Raw genomic sequence first — 17,290 nt, forward strand, 5'->3', positions numbered from 1 at the left:
ATGAACCGTTTCAACCTCTCCGCCCTGGCGGTGCGCAATCCGGCGGTGACGCTGTTCCTGATCCTCGCCACCCTGCTGGCCGGGGCCATCGCCTTCGGCAAGCTGGGGCGGGCGGAAGACCCGTCGTTCACGGTCAAGACCATGACCATCACCGCCGCCTGGCCCGGCGCCACGGCGAAAGAAATGCAGGAGCAGGTGGCCGACCGCCTGGAGAAGCGCCTGCAGGAACTGGACTTCTACGACCGTGTGGAGACCATCGCCCAACCCGGCTTCGTCTCCATGAAGCTGCAGTACCTCGACTCCACCCGCCCCGGGGATATCCAGCAGCTCTTCTACCAGACCCGCAAGAAGCTATCGGACGAAGCCCGGCGACTGCCCCAGGGCGTGGTCGGTCCCTTCTTCAACGACGAATACTCCGACGTCTACTTCGCCCTCTACGCCCTGGAAGCGGAGCAGTTGCCCCACCGCCAGCTGGTGCGCATGGCCGAGGACCTGCGCCAGGACCTGCTGCGCCTGCCCGGGGTGAAGAAGGTGAACATCCTCGGCGAGCAGGCCCAGCGCATCTTCGTCGAGTTCTCCCATGAGCGCCTGGCCACCCTGGGCCTCAAGCCCGAGCAGATCTTCGAAGCCCTGGCCAAGCAGAACGGCGTGGCCCCGGCAGGGTTCGTGGAAACCTCCGGTCCCCGGGTCTACATCCGCCTGGATGGCGCCTTCGACAGCCTCCGCCTGATCGAGAACGTCCCCATCAACGCCGGTGGCAGGTTGCTGCGCATCGCCGACGTGGCCGAGGTGAAGCGCGGCTACGAGGACCCGCCGAGCTACCGCATCCGCCACCAGGGCGAACCGGCGCTGATGCTGGGGGTGATCATGGAGTCCCGTTTCAATGGCCTGGAACTGGACAAGGCGCTGCAGGCGGAGGAAGACCGCATCCACGCCAACCTGCCCCTGGGCGTGACCTTCGACAAGGTCTCCGACCAGGCCGAGAAGATCCGCCTGGCGGTGAACGAGTTCATGGTGAAGTTCTTCGTCGCCCTCGCCGTGGTGATGCTCATCAGCCTGCTGGCCCTGGGCTTCCGCGTCGGCCTGGTGGTGGCCGCCGCCGTCCCCCTGACCCTGTCCATCGTCTTCGTGGTGATGCTGGTCACGGGCCGCGAGTTCGACCGCATCACCCTGGGCGCGCTGATCCTCTCCCTCGGCCTGCTGGTGGACGACGCCATCATCGCCATCGAGATGATGGTGGTGAAGCTGGAGGAAGGACTCGACCGGCTGCAGGCCGCCACCTTCGCCTGGAGTTCCACCGCCGCGCCCATGCTCACCGGCACCCTGGTGACCGTGATCGGCTTCCTGCCGGTGGGCTTCGCCAAATCGGGCGCGGGGGAATACGCCGGCAATATCTTCTGGATAGTCGGCTTCGCCCTGATCGCTTCCTGGCTGGTGGCGGTGTACTTCACCCCCTACCTGGGGGTGAAGCTGCTGCCGAAGATCGCGCCCGTGCAGGGCGGCCACGACGCGCTCTACGCCACGCCGCTGTACCAGCGCCTGCGCGCGCTGGTCATCTGGTGCGTGGACCGGCGCAAGCGGGTCGCCGCCCTGGTGGTGCTGGCCTTCGTCCTGGCCGGCGCCGGCCTGGGTGTGGTGAAGAAGCAGTTCTTCCCCAACTCCGACCGCTCGGAACTGCTGGTGGAGATCTACCTGCCGCCAGGCAGCGCCTTCAAGGCCACCGAAGCCGTGGTGGCCCAGGTGGAAAAAGCCCTGCTGGACGAACCCGAGACCCGGCTGGTGGACGCCTACGTGGGCGGCGGCGCGCCGCGCTTCTTCCTCTCCCTGAACCCCGAACTGCCGGACCCGGCCTTCGCCAAGCTGATCGTGCAGACCGCCGACGCCCGCGCCCGCGACGCCCTCAAGGCGCGGATGCAGGCACGCATCGAGTCCGGCGAGTTCCCCTCGGCGCGGGTGCGGGTCACTCAGCTGGTATTCGGTCCGCCGGTCCCCTTCCCGGTGGTGTTCCGGGTATCCGGCCCGGATCTGGACACCCTGCGCGGACTCAGCGAAGAGGTCCGCGCCGTGGTGGCCGCCAACCCCATGACCCGCGACACCTTCGTCGATTGGGGCGAACGCGCCAGCGCCTATCGCCTGGTACTGGACCAGGATCGCCTGCGCCTGCTGGGCTTCACCCCCAATGAGGTGAAGAGCCAGCTCAACGCCCTGCTCAGCGGCAACCCGGTGACCGAGGTGCGCGAAGGCACCCGCAGCGTGGCGGTGATGGTTCGCGCGCGCAACGCCCAGCGCGAGAACCTGGGCGGCATCGAGGGCCTGACCATCACCAACGCCGCGGGCGTCTCGGTGCCCCTGGAACAGGTGGGGCGCTTCCAGCCGGTGATGGAGGAGCCCATCCTCAAGCGCCGCGACCGCGAACTCACCTTCGAGGTGCGCGCCGATATCATCCCGGGCACCCAGCCGCCGGATGTGGAAAAGGCCGTGCTTGCCGACCTGCAAGCCCTCATCGCCAGGCTGCCGGCGGGCTACCGGGTGGTGGTCGGCGGCCCCGTCGAGGAAAGCGCCAAGGCCAACAAGGCCCTGGCGGCCTGGTTCCCGGTGATGATCCTGCTGACCCTGGTGGTGATCATGTTCCAGGTGCGTTCCTTCTCCCTGATGTTCATGGTCTTCGCCACCGCGCCCCTGGGACTGATCGGCGCCATTCCGGCCCTGCTGCTGTTCGACCAGCCCTTTGGCTTCAACGCCATCCTGGCGCTGATCGGCATCGGCGGCATCCTGATGCGCAATACCCTGATCTTCACCGACCAGATCCAGCGGGAGCAGGCCCAGGGACGGGCCCTTCGCGAGGCCATCATCGAGGCCACGGTGCGCCGCACCCGCCCGGTCCTGCTCACCGCGCTGGCCGCCGCCCTGGCCTTCATCCCGCTGACCTTCTCGGTGTTCTGGTCGTCCCTGGCCTATGTGCTGATCGGCGGCGTGCTGGTGGGCACGCTGCTCACCCTGCTGTTCCTGCCGGCGCTGTGCGCGCTTGTGCTGCGGGAGAAGCAACCGGTGCAGGAGGCCGAGGCGGCTCCGGCGTGAAGCCCCTCAGGTAGGAGCCGGCTTGCCGGCGAATCGCACAGACCGGCTTTTGTAGGAGCCGGCTTGCCGGCGAACCGCGCGGAGGTGTTCGCGGGCGAATGCCTAGAACGAGCGACCGCGCCGGGCTTCCAGGCGCTGGATGGTCATGCTCGGGGTTTCGTCGAACAGCTTGCGGTACTCACTGGCGAAGCGGCCCAGGTGGTTGAAACCCCAGGCCATGGCGATCACCGAGATATTGCGCGCGCAGCGGTCTTCCAGCAGCTCCTGGCGCACGGCGGTGAGGCGATATTTCTTCAGGTAGGCCATGGGGGATTGGCCGAAGTACTTCTTGAAGCCCTCGAACAGCTTGAAGCGGGAAATCCCGGCGGCGCGCTCCACATCCTCCAGCGACAGGTCCTCGCGGGCATGGGCGTGGATGAAGTCGCGCGCCCGCACCAGGTAATGAGGCAGCTTGATCTCCAGGCGATCCCGCAACTCCGCCGAGTAGTTGTTCGGCTGGGAGAGGATCAGGCCCTTGATCAGCGCGCTTTCCATGTCGCGGGTGAAGAACAGCTGGCCATAGAGGTCGCGGCTGCGCTCCAGCTCGTCGGTGAGGTGCCGAGCCATGCGCCACCAGGCGGCGGCCGCGCCGTCCACGGCGTCCATTTCGGGCTGGAAGCACAGGGGCGTGTCCACGGCCCGCTGCAGCAACTCTTCCAGGGTCTTCTGCATGGCGGCGCGGGGAATGGCCACCTGCAGCTTGTGGCAGTCGCCGCCGATGGTGAGTTCCTGGTTCTCGTGGGGCGAGATGATCACGCCACGGTCGCGGTCGGACAGCAGCCGCCGGCCGGACTTGTCCAGCTCCTGCTCGCCGGCCAGCGGCAGGCTCAGGCTGTAGCAGTTGAGGTTGAACTCGTCGCCGACGCCGATGGTGACGTCGGTGCCGTACTCCACGTAGCCCAGGGTGGTGGACATGGACGGCAGCACGTTGCCGCTGTGGTGGAACTGGATCCGTTCCGGACGGGCGGCCTTCAGGTTGTGCGGCCCGCAGATATTGGCCATCCAGGAGCGAGCCCCGGCGAGGTCGTAGCGATCGGCGGAAATATCACGGAAATGATGGTTCTTCGTACTCATCACGCGGCACCCAATACGGCAATTGGTCATGCGCGCTCTAACGGCGCGTTTGGGCTATCAGAGGCAAGCTCCATGCCACGCCGGGACTATCCATCGAGGGTCAGAAGAAGAGGATAGCATTCGCAAAATTTCCGGATAGTCGCCTGGCAGCCAGGCCGGCGAAAGGGCTCTGCCACGAACCTTTCGGTGGCGGCGACGAGCACGAGCGCCTCGCTTTGGCGCAGCATCCGGACAGGCGCCGGGCAACCGCTGGCCACCCTCTGCGCCAGCGCCGGCGGGGCCTGGCTACCCAGAAGTGGCGGCCTGTTACCGCAAAGCGGGTCGGATGAGGCGCCGGACGGCGGCGATTCGCACTCGACGGATAATCTTGAATCACTTTTCGGCTAGCCCCTTGCCCCACCCTTCTGCTAGCGACCGGAAAAAGCGTTACCGCAGCCGGCCCCGGGCCGCCGAAGCGTTACCGGGTGCCGTCGGCGCGGCCGTGAGGGAGGATTCGACACCCCGGCCACGGGGCCTGGCGATCCGCTTTGTCGGCAAAGGCTATCCACTTTTTCTGCCGCGTCCCGAATCTCCGAAAGCCTTGATTCACCGGGCTTTCAGGCGATTCGTCCCGCTTCGATCGGGATCAAAAAAACCGGCCCGGCTTCGCCAACTTAGCGGATAGACCGGAGAGCGCCCGGCTCCTTCTAATGGATCCCACGATTCGCCCGATGTGGAAGGTGCCACGCCATGAATACTTCGAACAAAAGCATTGCCCAGTGGAGAGACTACGTCAGCGGTTGCCTGGACTTCCGTCCCGAGGAGGGGGTATTCCGCATCGCCCGTGACATGTTCACCGAGCCGGAACTCTTCGACCTGGAGATGGAACTGATCTTCGAGCGCAACTGGATCTACGCCTGCCACGAGAGCGAGATTCCCAACGCCCACGATTTCATGACCATGCGCGCCGGCCGCCAGCCGATGATCATCACCCGCGACGGCAACGGCCAGCTGCACGCCCTGATCAACGCCTGCCAGCACCGTGGCGCCACCCTCACCCGCGTCGCCAAGGGCAACCAGTCCACCTTCACCTGCCCCTTCCACGCCTGGTGCTACAAGAGCGACGGCCGCCTGGTGAAGGTCAAGGCGCCGGGCGAGTACCCGGAAGGCTTCGACAAGGCCACCCGTGGCCTGAAGAAGGCCCGCATCGAGAGCTACAAGGGCTTCGTCTTCATCAGCCTCGACCCCACCGGCAACGACAGCCTGGAAGACTTCCTCGGCGACGCCAAGGTGTTCTTCGACATGATGGTGGCCCAGTCCCCCACCGGTGAACTGGAGGTGCTGCCCGGCCGCTCCACCTACACCTTCGACGGCAACTGGAAGCTGCAGAACGAGAACGGCCTGGACGGTTATCACGTCAGCACCGTGCACTACAACTACGTCGCCACCGTGCAACACCGCCAGCAGGTCAACGCCGCCAAGGGCGCGGCCAGCGGCACCCTGGACTACAGCAAGCTGGGCGCCGGCGACGCGGAGACCGACGATGGCTGGTTCTCCTTCCACAACGGCCACAGCGTGCTGTTCAGCGACATGCCCAACCCCACCGTGCGCCCCGGCTACGCCACCGTGATGCCGCGCCTGGTGGAGGAATACGGCCAGGCCAGGGCCGAGTGGATGATGCACCGCCTGCGCAACCTGAACATCTACCCCAGCCTGTTCTTCATGGACCAGATCAGCTCCCAGCTGCGCATCGTGCGGCCGGTGGCCTGGAACAAGACCGAGATCATCAGCCAGTGCATCGGCGTGAAGGGCGAGTCCGACGCCGACCGCGAGAGCCGCATCCGCCAGTTCGAGGACTTCTTCAACGTCTCCGGCCTGGGCACCCCCGATGACCTGGTGGAGTTCCGCGAGCAGCAGCGCGGCTTCCAGGGCCGCCTGGAGCGCTGGAGCGACATCTCCCGCGGCTACGACAAGTGGGTCACCGGCCCCACCGCCAACAGCGAGGCCCTCGGCATCGCCCCGGCCATGACCGGCACCGAGTTCACCCACGAAGGCCTCTACGTGAACCAGCACGGCAACTGGCAGCGCTTCCTGCTCGAGGGCCTGGCCAGGAAAGCCCTGAACCTGAAGGAGGTGGAATGATGAATCCGCAACTGCAATACCAGATCGAACAGTTCCTCTACGCCAAGTCGGCCCTGTGCGACGCCCAGGACTGGGACGCCTACCTGGACCTGTTCGACGAGCACTGCGAGTACCACCTGCCCCAGTGGGACTCCGAGCACGAATACACCCAGGACCCGAAGCGCGGCATGTCGCTGATCTACTACGCCAACCGCTCCGGCCTGGAAGACCGCGTGTTCCGCATCCGCACCGGCAAGGCGGCCTCCACCATCCCGATGCCGCGCACCGCGCACCTGATCAACAACGTGCGCATCGCCCAGCGCGACGACGGCCAGCTGGAGGTGAAGGCCAACTGGCACACCCTGTTCCACCGGCTGGGCATGAGCGAGCAGTTCTTCGGTTACGTCACCTACCACCTCAAGCCCGCCGGCGAGAGCTGGAAGATCACCCGCAAGCACATCGTGCTGCTGAACGACACCATCAACTCGGTGCTCGACTTCTACCACCTCTGATCTGCCGGATACCTGCGCCATGAACCACAAGGTCGCCTTCAGTTTTGCCGACGGCAAAACCCTGTTCTTCCCCGTGCAGGGCAACGAGATCCTTCTCGACGCCGCCCTGCGCAACGGCATCAACATCCCGCTGGACTGCCGCGAGGGCGTGTGCGGGACCTGCATGGGCCGCTGCGAGTCCGGCCGCTACGAAATGGACTACGTGGACGACGAGGCCCTCTCGGCCAGGGACCTGGAGCAGCGCAAGATCCTCACCTGCCAGACCCGCGTGCAGTCGGATGCGTCCTTCTACTTCGACTTCGACTCCACGCTCTGCGGGGCGTCGAAGACGGTGCAGGAGCGCGGCATCGTCACCCACGTCGAGCAGGTCTCGCCCACCACCGCGATCCTGCACCTGGACGCGGGCGTCGATGGCCAGCAACTGGATTTCCTGCCCGGGCAGTACGCCCGCCTGCAGGTGCCGGGCACCGACGCCAGGCGCTCCTACTCCTTCGCCAACCGGCCGAACGCGGCGAACAAGCTGCAGTTCCTCATCCGCCTGCTGCCGGACGGGGTGATGAGCAACTACATCCGCGAGCGCTGCAAGGTGGGCGACGAGATCCACTTCGAGGCGCCCCTGGGGGCCTTCTACATGCGCCACATCGAGCGGCCCCTGCTGCTGGTGGCCGGTGGCACCGGGCTCTCGGCCTTCCTCGGCATGCTCGACGAGATCGCCGAGCGCGGCGGTTGCGGCCAGCCGGTGCACCTCTACTACGGCGTGCGCCAGGTGGCCGACCTCTGCGAGCTGGAGCGCATCCAGGCCTACGCCGAACGCATCCCGGGCTTCCGCTTCATCCCGGTCATCAGCGACGACGGCCAGGACTGGCAGGGCAAGCGCGGCTATGTGGCCGAGCACTTCGACGCCGCCGCCCTGCGCGAGGCGCCCTTCGACCTCTACCTCTGCGGCCCGCCGCCCATGGTCGAGTCGGTGAAGACCTGGCTCACGGACAACGGCATCGACAACGGCCACCTGTATTTCGAGAAGTTCACCGAGAGCAATAGCTGATCCCCGGCCCTTTCGGCGGGTCCGTCCCTGTAGGAGCGAGCTGGCTCGCGAACGCAGCCCCTGTTCGCCAGCAAGCTGGCTCCTACGGCCCCCATAACCCCAACAAGATCGCTCCACCCGCTTCAGCAACTGCCCAACACAACAACAGCCGGCCGCGTCCCAAGCGGCCCGCATAACCACGGCGGTAATCATGAAAAAGACCCTGAACCTTGCGATGCTCGGGGCCGCACTGGCCTCTTCCCTCAACGCCCTGGCACAGGACCCTGTGCGCATCGGCTTCATCACCACCCTCTCCACCCCCGCCGGCTACCTCGGCGAAGACGCCCGCGACGCCTTCCGCCTGGCCATCGAGCAGGAAGGCGGCAAGCTGGGCGGCGTGCCCGTGGAGCTGGTGGTGGAGGACGACGGCCTGCAACCCGCCAAGGGCAAGCAGATCGTCGACCGCATGAGCCTCGACGGCATCTCCCTCTACACCGGCGTGATGTTCTCCAACGTCCTCGCCGCCGTGGTCAATAGCGCCACCCAGGGCGACCGCTTCTACATCAGCGCCAACGCCGCGCCCTCCAACCTGGCCGGCGCCCAGTGCAAGGCCAACTACTTCTCCGCGTCCTACCAGAACGACGTGCCCCACGAGATGGCCGGCTTGGCCGCCAACGAGCTGGGCTACAAGAAGATGGTCATCCTCGCCCCCAACTACCAGGCGGGCCGCGATGCCCTGGCCGGGTTCAAGCGCACCTTCAAGGGCGAAGTCACCGAGATCTACACCAAGCTCAACCAGCTGGACTTCTCCGTCGAACTGGCGCGCGTCCGCTCGCTGAATCCCGACGCCGTGTTCCAGTTCCACCCGGGCGGCGCGGGCATCAACTTCGCCAAGCAGTACGGCAGCTCCGGCCTATCGAAGAGCATCCCGATGGTGGTCCCGGTGTTCTCCATGGACGAGCGCATGCTCGCCGCCACCGGCAGCGTCGCCGAGGGTGTGAACGTGGTCAGCGGCTGGAACCCGCAGTCCGACAACGCCGCCAACCAGGCCTTCATCAAGGCCTTCACCGAGAAGTACAACCGCGCGCCCACCCTGTACGCCGCCCAGGGCTACGACACCGCGCGGCTGATCGGCTCGGCGCTGAAGGCCACCAATGGCAACCTCAAGGACGCCGACGCCTTCCGCGGCGCCCTGCGCGCGGCGGACTTCGACTCGGTGCGCGGCGACTTCCGCTTCGGCAGCAACCAGCACGCGGTCATCGACTGGCACCTGCTCAAGGTCCAGGCCGGTGCCGACGGCACGCTCACCGAGGTACCGGTCAAGACCATCGCCAAGGCCCAGGTGGACAGCTACGCCGCCCAGTGCGCGCTCTGACCCACGCCTGACCCGCCGGCCCATCCGGCGGGTCTCCAACGCAGGACTTCGCCATGCTGTTGCTCGAACAATTGCTCAACGGCCTGCAGTACAGCGCCCTGCTGTTCCTGCTGGCCTCCGGCCTGACGCTGATCTTCGGCATCATGGGCGTGATCAACCTCGCCCACGGCGCCTTCTACATGGTCGGCGCCTTCTGTGCCGCCTACACCGCCATCGCCACCGGCTCCTTCTGGCTCGGCGGCCTCGCCGCGCTGGCCGGCGCCGCCTGCTACGGCCTGGTGATCGAGACCGGCATCATCCGCCGGCTCTACAACCGCGATCACCTGGACCAGGTGCTGGCCACCCTCGCCGTGGTGTTCTTCACCAACGAACTCATCACCCTGCTGTTCGGCCGCAGCCCACCGGCCATGCCCACCCCGGACTGGTACAACGCCTTCGTCGAGGTGCTGCCGGGACTGATGTACCCGGTGAGCCGCCTGCTGTTCATCGGCGCCGGCCTGCTGGTGGCCCTGGGCATGTGGCTGCTGATCAACCACACCCGCCTGGGGATGCTGATCCGCGCCGGCGCCGACGACCACGAGATGGTCGGCGCGCTGGGGGTGAACATCAGCCGCCTCTACACCCTGGTGTTCGTCTTCGGCTGCGCCCTCTGCGGCCTGGCCGGCTTCATGGCCGCCCCGCTCCTGTCGGTGGAGATCGGCATGGGCGAGAAGGTCCTGATCACCACCTTCGTGGTCATAGTCGTCGGCGGCGTGGGCTCGGTGCGCGGCGCCCTGGTTGGCGCCCTGCTGATCGGCATGGTGGACAGCCTGGGCCGTGCCTACGTCCCCCCGCTGCTGGACCGGATGCTGCCCCCGGAGGTCAGCGGCGCCCTGTCCGCCGGCCTGATTTCCGCCAGCGCCTACATCGTCATGGCCCTGGTGCTGCTGGTCCGTCCCCGTGGCCTGCTGCCCGCGCGCGCCTGAGGAGAATCCCATGTCCCGTCGTCTTGTCATCGACCTGGCCTGCCTGGCCACCTTCGCGCTGATGCCCCTGGTGGCCGCGCTGTTCGACGAACCCTTCCTGGTCAGCCTGTTCACCCGCCTGGCCATCTACGGCATGGCCGCCGCCAGCCTCGACCTGCTGATCGGCTACGGCGCCCTGGTCAGCTTCGGCCACGCCGCCTTCTTCGGCCTCGGCGGCTACGTGGTGGGCGTGATCGCCTTCCACAGCTCGCAGATGCTGCCGCTCTGGGGCTGGGAGGGCAGCAACAGCGCCCTGGTGGTCTGGCCCCTGGCGCTGCTCTGCTGCGCCCTGCTGGGGCTGGTGATGGGCTACCTGTCCCTGCGCACCAGCGGCGTGCAGTTCATCATGATCACCCTGGCCTTCAGCCAGATGCTCTATTTCATCCTCGGCTCGCTGTCCTTCTATGGCGGCGACGACGGCATCCTGATGAACGAGCGCAACACCCTGCCCGGCCTCGACCTCAACGACGCCAACCAGTTCTACTACCTCTGCGTCGCGCTGCTGGTGGGCTGGCTGCTGTTCTGCCGGCGCCTGGTGGACTCGCGCTTCGGCTTCGTCCTGCGCGGCCTCAAGCAGAGCGAACGGCGCACCGTGAGCCTGGGCCTGAAACCCGTGCGCTACCGCCTCACCGCCTTCGTCATCGCCGGCCTCGGCGCGGGCCTCGCCGGCATCCTCTGGGCCAACTACGCCCTCTTCGTCAGCCCCGACATGGCCGCCTGGCAGAAGTCCGGCGAACTCATGGCGATGGTCATCCTCGGCGGCGTCGGCACCCTGCTCGGCCCGGTGTTGGGCGCGGCGGCCTACCTCGGCCTGGAACAGCTTCTGAGCCTCTGGACCGAACACTGGCTGCTGGTCTTCGGCCCGCTGCTGCTCCTCGTCGTGCTGTTCGGTCGCCAGGGCCTCTACGGCCTGCTGATGAGCGGCGCCGGCAAAGCGCGCAAGGCGAAGGCGCCGCGTCCGGCCAAGGCCATCAAGCCCCAGGAGGTCCACCCATGAGCGCCCACCTGTCGATCCGTGGCCTGGAGAAATCCTTCGGCGCGGTGAAGGCCACCCACAACGCCAACCTGGAGCTGGCCGCCGGCGAGCTGCACGCCATCATCGGCCCCAACGGCGCCGGCAAGTCCACGCTGATCTCGCAGATCGCCGGCGAGCTGCGCCCGGACAAGGGCCAGATCCTCCTCGGCGGCCGCGACATCACCGCCGTGCCCGCCCATGAGCGCCCGCGCCTGGGCCTGGCGCGCTCCTTCCAGGTCAGCCAGCTGTACCCCGAGTTCAGCCTGCTGGAGAACGTCGCGGTGGCCATCGCCGCCCGCGACGGCAAGAGCTTCGGGCTGTGGAAATCCCTCTCGCGGGATCGCGGCCTGCTGAACCCGGCCCGCACCTACCTGGAGCAGGTGGGCCTCGGCGCCCGCGCCGAAGACCCGGTGAGCGCGCTGTCCCACGGCGAGCGCCGCCAGCTGGAGCTGGCCCTGGCGCTGGCCCAGGAGGCCTCGGTGCTGCTGCTGGACGAACCCATGGCCGGCATGGGCGCCGAGGAGTCGGCGCGCATGACCGAGCTGCTGATGAGCCTAAAGGGCCGCTACGCCATCCTGCTGGTGGAGCACGACATGGACGCCGTGTTCGCCCTCGCCGACCGCATCACCGTGCTGGTCTACGGCGAAACCATCCTCACCGGCACCGTGGAGGAAGTCCGCGGCAACGAGCAGGTGCGCAGCGCCTACCTGGGAGAAGAGCATGCTTGAAGTCAGTGGATTGCAGGCCGGCTACGGCCTCAGCCAGGTGCTGTTCGACATGCACCTGAAGATCGAACAGGGCCAGGTGGTTTCCCTCATCGGCCGCAACGGCATGGGCAAGACCACCACGGTGAAGTCCATCATGGGGCTGCTCAAGCCCAGCGCCGGGAGCATCCGCATCCACGGCCGGGAAATGCGCGGCGCCACGCCCTATCGCATCGCCCAGGCCGGCCTCGGCCTGGTGCCCGAGGGCCGCCGCGCCTTCGGCACCCTCAGCGTGAAGGAGAACCTGCTGGCCACCGCCAGCAAGGGCGGCAAGTGGGACCTGGCGCGGATCTACCGCCTCTTCCCGCGCCTGGAGGAACGCCAGGACCAGCTGTCGAAGACCCTCTCCGGCGGCGAGCAACAGATGCTGGTGGTGGGCCGCGCGCTGATGACCAACCCGCAGCTGCTGATCCTCGACGAGGCCACCGAAGGCCTGGCGCCGATCATCCGCGAAACCATCTGGAATTGCCTCGCGACCCTCAAGGACGAGGGCGAGACCATCCTGGTGATCGACAAGAACCTCAAGGAAATGGCCCGCGTGGTGGACCGCCACCACATCATCGAGAAGGGCCGCCAGGTCTGGGATGGCACGCCGGTGGAACTGGCCGCCGCGCCGGACCTCTCGCAGCGATACCTGGGTGTCTAGCCACCGGCCGGACACCTGATCCAGCGGCCCGTCGTCACGCCGGGCCGCGTTCCCCGACGCACCCGCCTCCGCCGGCCCCATCCCGGGCCGGTGGCGGACGGCTGCGCCCTGAAAACAGAAGAAGAAGAGCCTTGCGATGAACCACAAGACCCGAGCGTTTCCCCTCCTGTTGAGCACCCTCCCCTTCAGCGCGCTGGCCGCCGAATCCGGCTTCATCGAGGATTCCACCGCCACGCTGCAACTGCGCAACTACTACTTCAGCCGCGACTTCTCCGACATCGTCGGCCCCAGCCAGCAATCCCGGGCGGAGGAATGGGCCCAGGGCTTCATCCTCAACTACAAGTCCGGCTACACCCAGGGCACCGTCGGCTTCGGCCTCGACGCCATCGGCACCCTCGGCATCAAGCTCGACAGCAGCCCGGACCGGGTCAACACCGGCCTGCTGCCGGTGCAGGAAGACGGCGAGGCCGCCGATGACTACAGCCGCCTGGGCGTGGCGGCGAAGATGCGCCTGTCGAAGACCGAGCTGAAGGTGGGCGAGCTGCAGCCCAACCTGCCGGTGCTGGTGTACAGCGACATCCGCCTGCTGCCGCCCAGTTACCAGGGGGCGATGGTCACCTCCAGCGAGATCGCCGGCCTGACCCTGCAGGCCGGCCACCTCACCGGCACCAGCCTGCGCAACGAGGCCGGCGACGACAAGCTGCAGGCCCAGCTGGGCTACCAGCCCCAGCGCCAGGCCTCCAGCGACGCCTTCAACTACGCCGGAGCCGACTACGCCTTCAACGGCAACCGCACCACGGCCAGCGCCTGGTACGCCCAACTGGAGGACATCTACGAGCAGCGCCACCTGGGTCTCAAACACTTCGAGCCGATGGGCGACTGGATCCTGGGAGCGAACCTGGGCTTCTACGACACCCGCGAAGAGGGCAAGCAACTGATCGGCGAGGTGGACAACCGCGCCTTCTACTCGCTGCTCTCCGCCAAGCGCGGCGGCCATACCTTCTATCTCGGCTACCAGGGCATGTACGGCGACCAGGGCTTCCCCAAGGTGTTCGCCAACGTCACGCCGCTGGGCAACGAAGTGCCCACCTACGAGTTCGCCTCGGCGGACGAACGCTCCTGGCAGGTGCGCCACGACTATGATTTCGCCGCCCTCGGCATCCCCGGCCTGACCACCACCCTGCGCTATATCCGCGGCGACAACGTGGACACCGGCCGGGGCTTCGAAGGCGAGGACTGGGAACGCGACCTGGACATCGGCTACGTGATCCAGAGCGGCAGCCTCAAGGGGCTTGGCGTGCGCATCCGCAATGTCACCGCGCGCTCCAACTACCGCACCGATATCGACGAGAACCGCCTGATCCTCAACTACAGCCTGGCGCTATTCTAGGTTCGAGCGCCGCGCTGCGTCCGGCGTCGGAGGGTGGAGGGGGCTCTTCATCCACCCACGGCGCCAGATGGGGCCACGATAGGTGAACCGGTGACGCGCGCCCCCCCTGCCCAGGATTCCCATTCCATCCACAAGGAGTGACCCCATGCCCCGCAACGCCCTCGCCGCCTGGCTGCTCGGCCTCGGCAACCTGCTGATGCTCGCCGCCCTGCCCCTGGCTTCGCCCTGGCCGCTCGCCGTGGGGCTGCTGTGCAACCTGCTGGCCGGCCTGCTCTACCACCGGCAGCCGCCGCGCATCGTCGAGGTGGAGATTCCCCTGCCCGCCGCCGCGCCGGAGCCCGACCCGGTGGTGGTGCCTGCACCTGTCGCCGAAGCCACGGCACTGCCCCTCGATCGCCTGCATCCGCTGCTGGAACAACTGAGCCGCTCCATCGCCGACAGCGACGCGGAAATGCAGCAGGCCAACACCCTCGCCCGACAGGCCGGCGAGTGCCTGCAACTGTCGACCCAGAGCATCCAGGATTCGCGCACCACCATCGACGACCTGGCGCGCTACATGGTCCACATGACGTCGGTATTCAACGACCTGGGAGAACAGTCGCAACGCATCGGCGCCATCGTCGGCAGCATCCAGGAGATCGCCAAGCAGACCAACCTGCTGGCCCTCAACGCCGCCATCGAGGCCGCCCGCGCCGGCGAGGCGGGCCGTGGCTTCGCCGTGGTGGCCGATGAAGTGCGCCAGCTGGCACGGCGCGCCAACGAGGCCAGCGAGCAGATCCGCCAGATCGTCGGCGGCCTGCAGCAGGCTTCCCGCGACGCCCGCGCAGGGCTGACCCAGGTGGACGGCTCGACCCGTACCGGCCTGGACAAGTCCGAGATCGCCCTCGACGCCCTCGCGCGCATGAAGGAGGTGGCCACCGCCCGCTACGAAATCGTCCAGCGCATCATGCAGCGCCTGGAGGAGAAACAGCAGCTCACCGGGGCCGTGCGACAGCTGCTGGATTGAACGTCGCCATCCTGCGAGGCCGGTTCCCGGCTATCGCCGCATCCCGAACCGCAGGATGCGGCTGAGCGCAGCGATACCCATCACCGCGCACAGCATGGGTTTCGTTCCTCAACACATCCAATTACGGGGCTGCGCGATCCCTACGAGGGCAGTCCCATCAGCTCCAGCAGCGCCCGGTACAACGGCGTCCCCGGTTGCCCCAGCTCCAGCACCACATCGAAGTGGTTCCTGCCCGGCGCCGCGACGAAGCGTCCCGGTAGTCCGCGCGCCTGCCAGTCGTCGAGAAACTCATGGGACTGGCGGGCGAACTCCGCCGTTTCCAGCGCGCCATAGCTGATCACCAGTTCGGCGCCACGGTCCGGCAGCTGGAAGCGCGGGCTGTTGCGCCGCGCCGCCGCCTCGTCGAGGTTCATCCAACCGTTGATATGGGTGTCCAGCAGGGGCAGCAGGTCGAACAGGCCGCTGATGGGCAGCGCGCCCTTCAGCGGCTTCTCCGGCAGGCCGTACTGCGCCTGCCAGCCACCGGCCAGCAACATGCCCACCAGATGCCCGCCGGCGGAGCTGCCGCTGGCATGGAGGCGCTGCGGATCGCCGCCGTACTCGCCCACATGGCGATGCAGCCAGGCCAGCGCACGGCGGGTCTGGTCGACGATATGGTCGAGGGTCACCGCCGGCGCGAGGTCGTAGTCCAGCACCGCCACGCAGGCGCCGGCCGCCGTCAGCGCCGGCGCCATGAAGGCCGAATCCGCCTTGGACAGCGCCCGCCAGTAGCCTCCATGGATGAACAGCAGCACCGGCGCATCGGGGCACGCCGCCGGGAAGATATCCAGCCGCTCGTTGGCCCCGGGGCCGTAGGCCACATCCTTGAAGCAGCGCAGCCCGGCATGGGCGGCGTCGCTCAGGGCGCGGTACTGACGCGGGTACTGGTCGAAATCCTCGACACTGGCGCGGGCGTTGTATTGCACATCGAAATAGGCGGCCAGGTCGGCCGGGGCGCTGGGGCGGGTCATGGGCATCTCCGGTTGCTCGTGAGCCGATTAGGCGGCATTCGGCGACGCGGGGAAATCCGGATAGTCGGGGATGGTTATCCGGGGAATTGGGCGAGCACGCTGTGGGAGCGAATTCATTCGCGAAGGCACGGGGTACGACCGCCCTCACCCCGCCCCTCTCCCGGAGGGAGAGGGGGCTGTCCGTACAGGTTGGAGAATGCGTGCCAGGCAAATTCCGCCCATAAAAAAACCGGCCCATTGGGCCGGTTCAAATGGCGGGGGAACCAGCCTCCCCCGCCAAGTCGGTGACTCAGGCTTCGGCGCGTACGCGGTCGCGGATCTGCTCCTGGGCGGGAGCCGCGGCGCTCTGCAGCTGGAAGTCGAAGTCGATCTCGGCGAAGCGCTCGCCGTCCAGGCCACGGGCCTTGGCGGCGACGGCGTCTTCGATGAAGCGGATGTCGCCCACCAGGCCATCGCGGGTGGCGTAGGCGAAGTCGTCCCACAGGTACTCATCGCCGGACAGGTTGATCTGGGTGGTCAGGTGACGGTAACCCGGGGCGGAGATGAAGAAGTGGATGTGGGCCGGGCGGTTGCCGTGGCGACCCAGCAGGTTCAGCACTTCCTGGGTGGTGCCTTCCGGCGGGCAGCCGTAGCCGGACGGCACGATGCTGCGGGCGCGGTAGCGGCCTTCGCTGTCGGTGACGATGCGACGGCGCAGGTTGTAGTCCGACTGGGTGGTGTCGAAGTAGGAATAGGTGCCCTTGGTGTTGGCATGCCACAGGTCGACGATGGCGCCGGCGATCGGCTTGCCATCCACGTCCTTCACCTGGCCCTGGAGGAACATCACGGTGCCGGCGTCGGTGCCGTCATCCATGCGGGTCTCGCCCTCGGACAGCGGGGCGCCGGCCACGTAGAGGGGGCCTTCGATGGTGCGCGGGGTGCCGCCGGTCAGGCCGGCCTGCTCGTCCTGGGCGTCCAGCAGCAGGTCGAGGTAGTGCTCGAGACCGAGGCCCGCCACCAGCAGGCCGGCCTCGCCACGGGCGCCCATGCGGTTCAGGTAGTCCACCGCCTTCCAGAACTCCTCGGTGGTGACTTCCATATCCTCGATGATCTTGATGGTGTCGATCAGGATGCGGTTCACCAGCTTCTTCATGCGCTGGCTGCCCTGGTCGTTGTTGAAGCCGCTGACTTCCTTGAAGAAGTTCTGGACGCTTTCGGTGCTGGACAGTTTGATAGTCATGGCTATTTCCTCATCTTGTTTTTATCGGGACGGA

14 protein-coding genes are annotated in these 17,290 nt (G+C 67.2%); 11 read left to right on the forward strand and 3 right to left on the reverse strand.

Going from position 1 to position 17,290, the window contains the following annotated elements:
• A complete protein-coding gene (locus KF707C_RS20800; protein WP_003449293.1) occupies positions 1 to 3,078 on the forward strand; it encodes an efflux RND transporter permease subunit in 3,078 nt (1,025 codons plus the stop codon).
• Positions 3,079 to 3,180: 102 nt separating this feature from the next.
• Here the strand turns inward: KF707C_RS20800 and KF707C_RS20805 are convergent, their stop codons facing one another.
• Positions 3,181 to 4,191, reverse strand: coding sequence for an AraC family transcriptional regulator (locus KF707C_RS20805; protein ID WP_003449305.1), 1,011 nt, complete (start codon positions 4,189 to 4,191; stop codon positions 3,181 to 3,183).
• Between the two features lie 729 nt (positions 4,192 to 4,920).
• Here KF707C_RS20805 and antA point away from each other — a divergent pair.
• The 10 genes from antA to KF707C_RS29970 all read left to right on the forward strand — a co-directional run bounded on the left by antA (position 4,921) and on the right by KF707C_RS29970 (position 15,027).
• Positions 4,921 to 6,312, forward strand: a complete 1,392-nt coding sequence (gene antA, locus KF707C_RS20810; RefSeq protein ID WP_003449309.1) for an anthranilate 1,2-dioxygenase large subunit — start codon at positions 4,921 to 4,923, stop codon at positions 6,310 to 6,312.
• Positions 6,312 to 6,803, forward strand: coding sequence for an anthranilate 1,2-dioxygenase small subunit (gene antB / locus KF707C_RS20815; RefSeq protein ID WP_017244337.1), 492 nt, complete (start codon positions 6,312 to 6,314; stop codon positions 6,801 to 6,803). The genes antA and antB overlap by 1 nt, the downstream gene beginning before the upstream one ends.
• Positions 6,804 to 6,822: 19 nt before the next feature.
• Positions 6,823 to 7,848, forward strand: a complete 1,026-nt coding sequence (gene antC, locus KF707C_RS20820) for an anthranilate 1,2-dioxygenase electron transfer component AntC (RefSeq protein ID WP_003449311.1) — start codon at positions 6,823 to 6,825, stop codon at positions 7,846 to 7,848.
• A gap of 190 nt (positions 7,849 to 8,038) precedes the next feature.
• Positions 8,039 to 9,202, forward strand: a complete 1,164-nt coding sequence (locus tag KF707C_RS20825; RefSeq protein ID WP_003449312.1) for an ABC transporter substrate-binding protein — start codon at positions 8,039 to 8,041, stop codon at positions 9,200 to 9,202.
• A 53-nt stretch (positions 9,203 to 9,255) separates the two neighbouring features.
• Complete coding sequence (locus KF707C_RS20830) at positions 9,256 to 10,167, forward strand: branched-chain amino acid ABC transporter permease (protein ID WP_003449313.1); 912 nt, start codon at positions 9,256 to 9,258, stop codon at positions 10,165 to 10,167.
• 10 nt (positions 10,168 to 10,177) lie between these two features.
• Complete coding sequence (locus KF707C_RS20835; protein ID WP_003449314.1) at positions 10,178 to 11,203, forward strand: branched-chain amino acid ABC transporter permease; 1,026 nt, start codon at positions 10,178 to 10,180, stop codon at positions 11,201 to 11,203.
• A complete protein-coding gene (locus KF707C_RS20840; RefSeq protein WP_003449315.1) occupies positions 11,200 to 11,949 on the forward strand; it encodes an ABC transporter ATP-binding protein in 750 nt (249 codons plus the stop codon). Before KF707C_RS20835 ends, KF707C_RS20840 begins: the two co-directional genes overlap by 4 nt.
• On the forward strand, positions 11,942 to 12,631 hold the full coding sequence (locus KF707C_RS20845) for an ABC transporter ATP-binding protein (RefSeq protein ID WP_036991676.1): 690 nt from the start codon (positions 11,942 to 11,944) through the stop codon (positions 12,629 to 12,631). Before KF707C_RS20840 ends, KF707C_RS20845 begins: the two co-directional genes overlap by 8 nt.
• Positions 12,632 to 12,767: 136 nt before the next feature.
• Complete coding sequence (locus tag KF707C_RS20850) at positions 12,768 to 14,021, forward strand: OprD family porin (RefSeq protein WP_003449317.1); 1,254 nt, start codon at positions 12,768 to 12,770, stop codon at positions 14,019 to 14,021.
• Between the two features lie 145 nt (positions 14,022 to 14,166).
• Positions 14,167 to 15,027, forward strand: coding sequence for a methyl-accepting chemotaxis protein (locus KF707C_RS29970; RefSeq protein ID WP_003449319.1), 861 nt, complete (start codon positions 14,167 to 14,169; stop codon positions 15,025 to 15,027).
• 140 nt (positions 15,028 to 15,167) lie between these two features.
• Here the strand turns inward: KF707C_RS29970 and KF707C_RS20860 are convergent, their stop codons facing one another.
• Entirely contained in the window at positions 15,168 to 16,037 is an 870-nt protein-coding gene (locus KF707C_RS20860; RefSeq protein ID WP_003449321.1) for an alpha/beta hydrolase, read from the reverse strand.
• 289 nt (positions 16,038 to 16,326) lie between these two features.
• Positions 16,327 to 17,256: a catechol 1,2-dioxygenase gene (catA, locus tag KF707C_RS20865; RefSeq protein WP_003449324.1), complete on the reverse strand. Its 930-nt coding sequence runs from the start codon at positions 17,254 to 17,256 to the stop codon at positions 16,327 to 16,329.
• Positions 17,257 to 17,290 lie beyond the last annotated feature (34 nt).

This window comes from Pseudomonas furukawaii (assembly GCF_002355475.1).
Classification (GTDB): domain Bacteria; phylum Pseudomonadota; class Gammaproteobacteria; order Pseudomonadales; family Pseudomonadaceae; genus Metapseudomonas; species Metapseudomonas furukawaii.

Coding starts and splice junctions, on each gene's coding strand:
- KF707C_RS20850 (WP_003449317.1), top strand. CDS start 12,768: ATGAACCACAAGACCCGAGCGTTTCCCCTCCTGTTGAGCACCCTCCCC.
- antC (WP_003449311.1), top strand. CDS start 6,823: ATGAACCACAAGGTCGCCTTCAGTTTTGCCGACGGCAAAACCCTGTTC.
- KF707C_RS20840 (WP_003449315.1), top strand. CDS start 11,200: ATGAGCGCCCACCTGTCGATCCGTGGCCTGGAGAAATCCTTCGGCGCG.
- KF707C_RS20805 (WP_003449305.1), bottom strand. CDS start 4,191: ATGAGTACGAAGAACCATCATTTCCGTGATATTTCCGCCGATCGCTAC.
- antB (WP_017244337.1), top strand. CDS start 6,312: ATGAATCCGCAACTGCAATACCAGATCGAACAGTTCCTCTACGCCAAG.
- KF707C_RS20800 (WP_003449293.1), top strand. CDS start 1: ATGAACCGTTTCAACCTCTCCGCCCTGGCGGTGCGCAATCCGGCGGTG.
- KF707C_RS20830 (WP_003449313.1), top strand. CDS start 9,256: ATGCTGTTGCTCGAACAATTGCTCAACGGCCTGCAGTACAGCGCCCTG.
- KF707C_RS20845 (WP_036991676.1), top strand. CDS start 11,942: ATGCTTGAAGTCAGTGGATTGCAGGCCGGCTACGGCCTCAGCCAGGTG.
- KF707C_RS29970 (WP_003449319.1), top strand. CDS start 14,167: ATGCCCCGCAACGCCCTCGCCGCCTGGCTGCTCGGCCTCGGCAACCTG.
- KF707C_RS20835 (WP_003449314.1), top strand. CDS start 10,178: ATGTCCCGTCGTCTTGTCATCGACCTGGCCTGCCTGGCCACCTTCGCG.
- catA (WP_003449324.1), bottom strand. CDS start 17,256: ATGACTATCAAACTGTCCAGCACCGAAAGCGTCCAGAACTTCTTCAAG.
- antA (WP_003449309.1), top strand. CDS start 4,921: ATGAATACTTCGAACAAAAGCATTGCCCAGTGGAGAGACTACGTCAGC.
- KF707C_RS20860 (WP_003449321.1), bottom strand. CDS start 16,037: ATGACCCGCCCCAGCGCCCCGGCCGACCTGGCCGCCTATTTCGATGTG.
- KF707C_RS20825 (WP_003449312.1), top strand. CDS start 8,039: ATGAAAAAGACCCTGAACCTTGCGATGCTCGGGGCCGCACTGGCCTCT.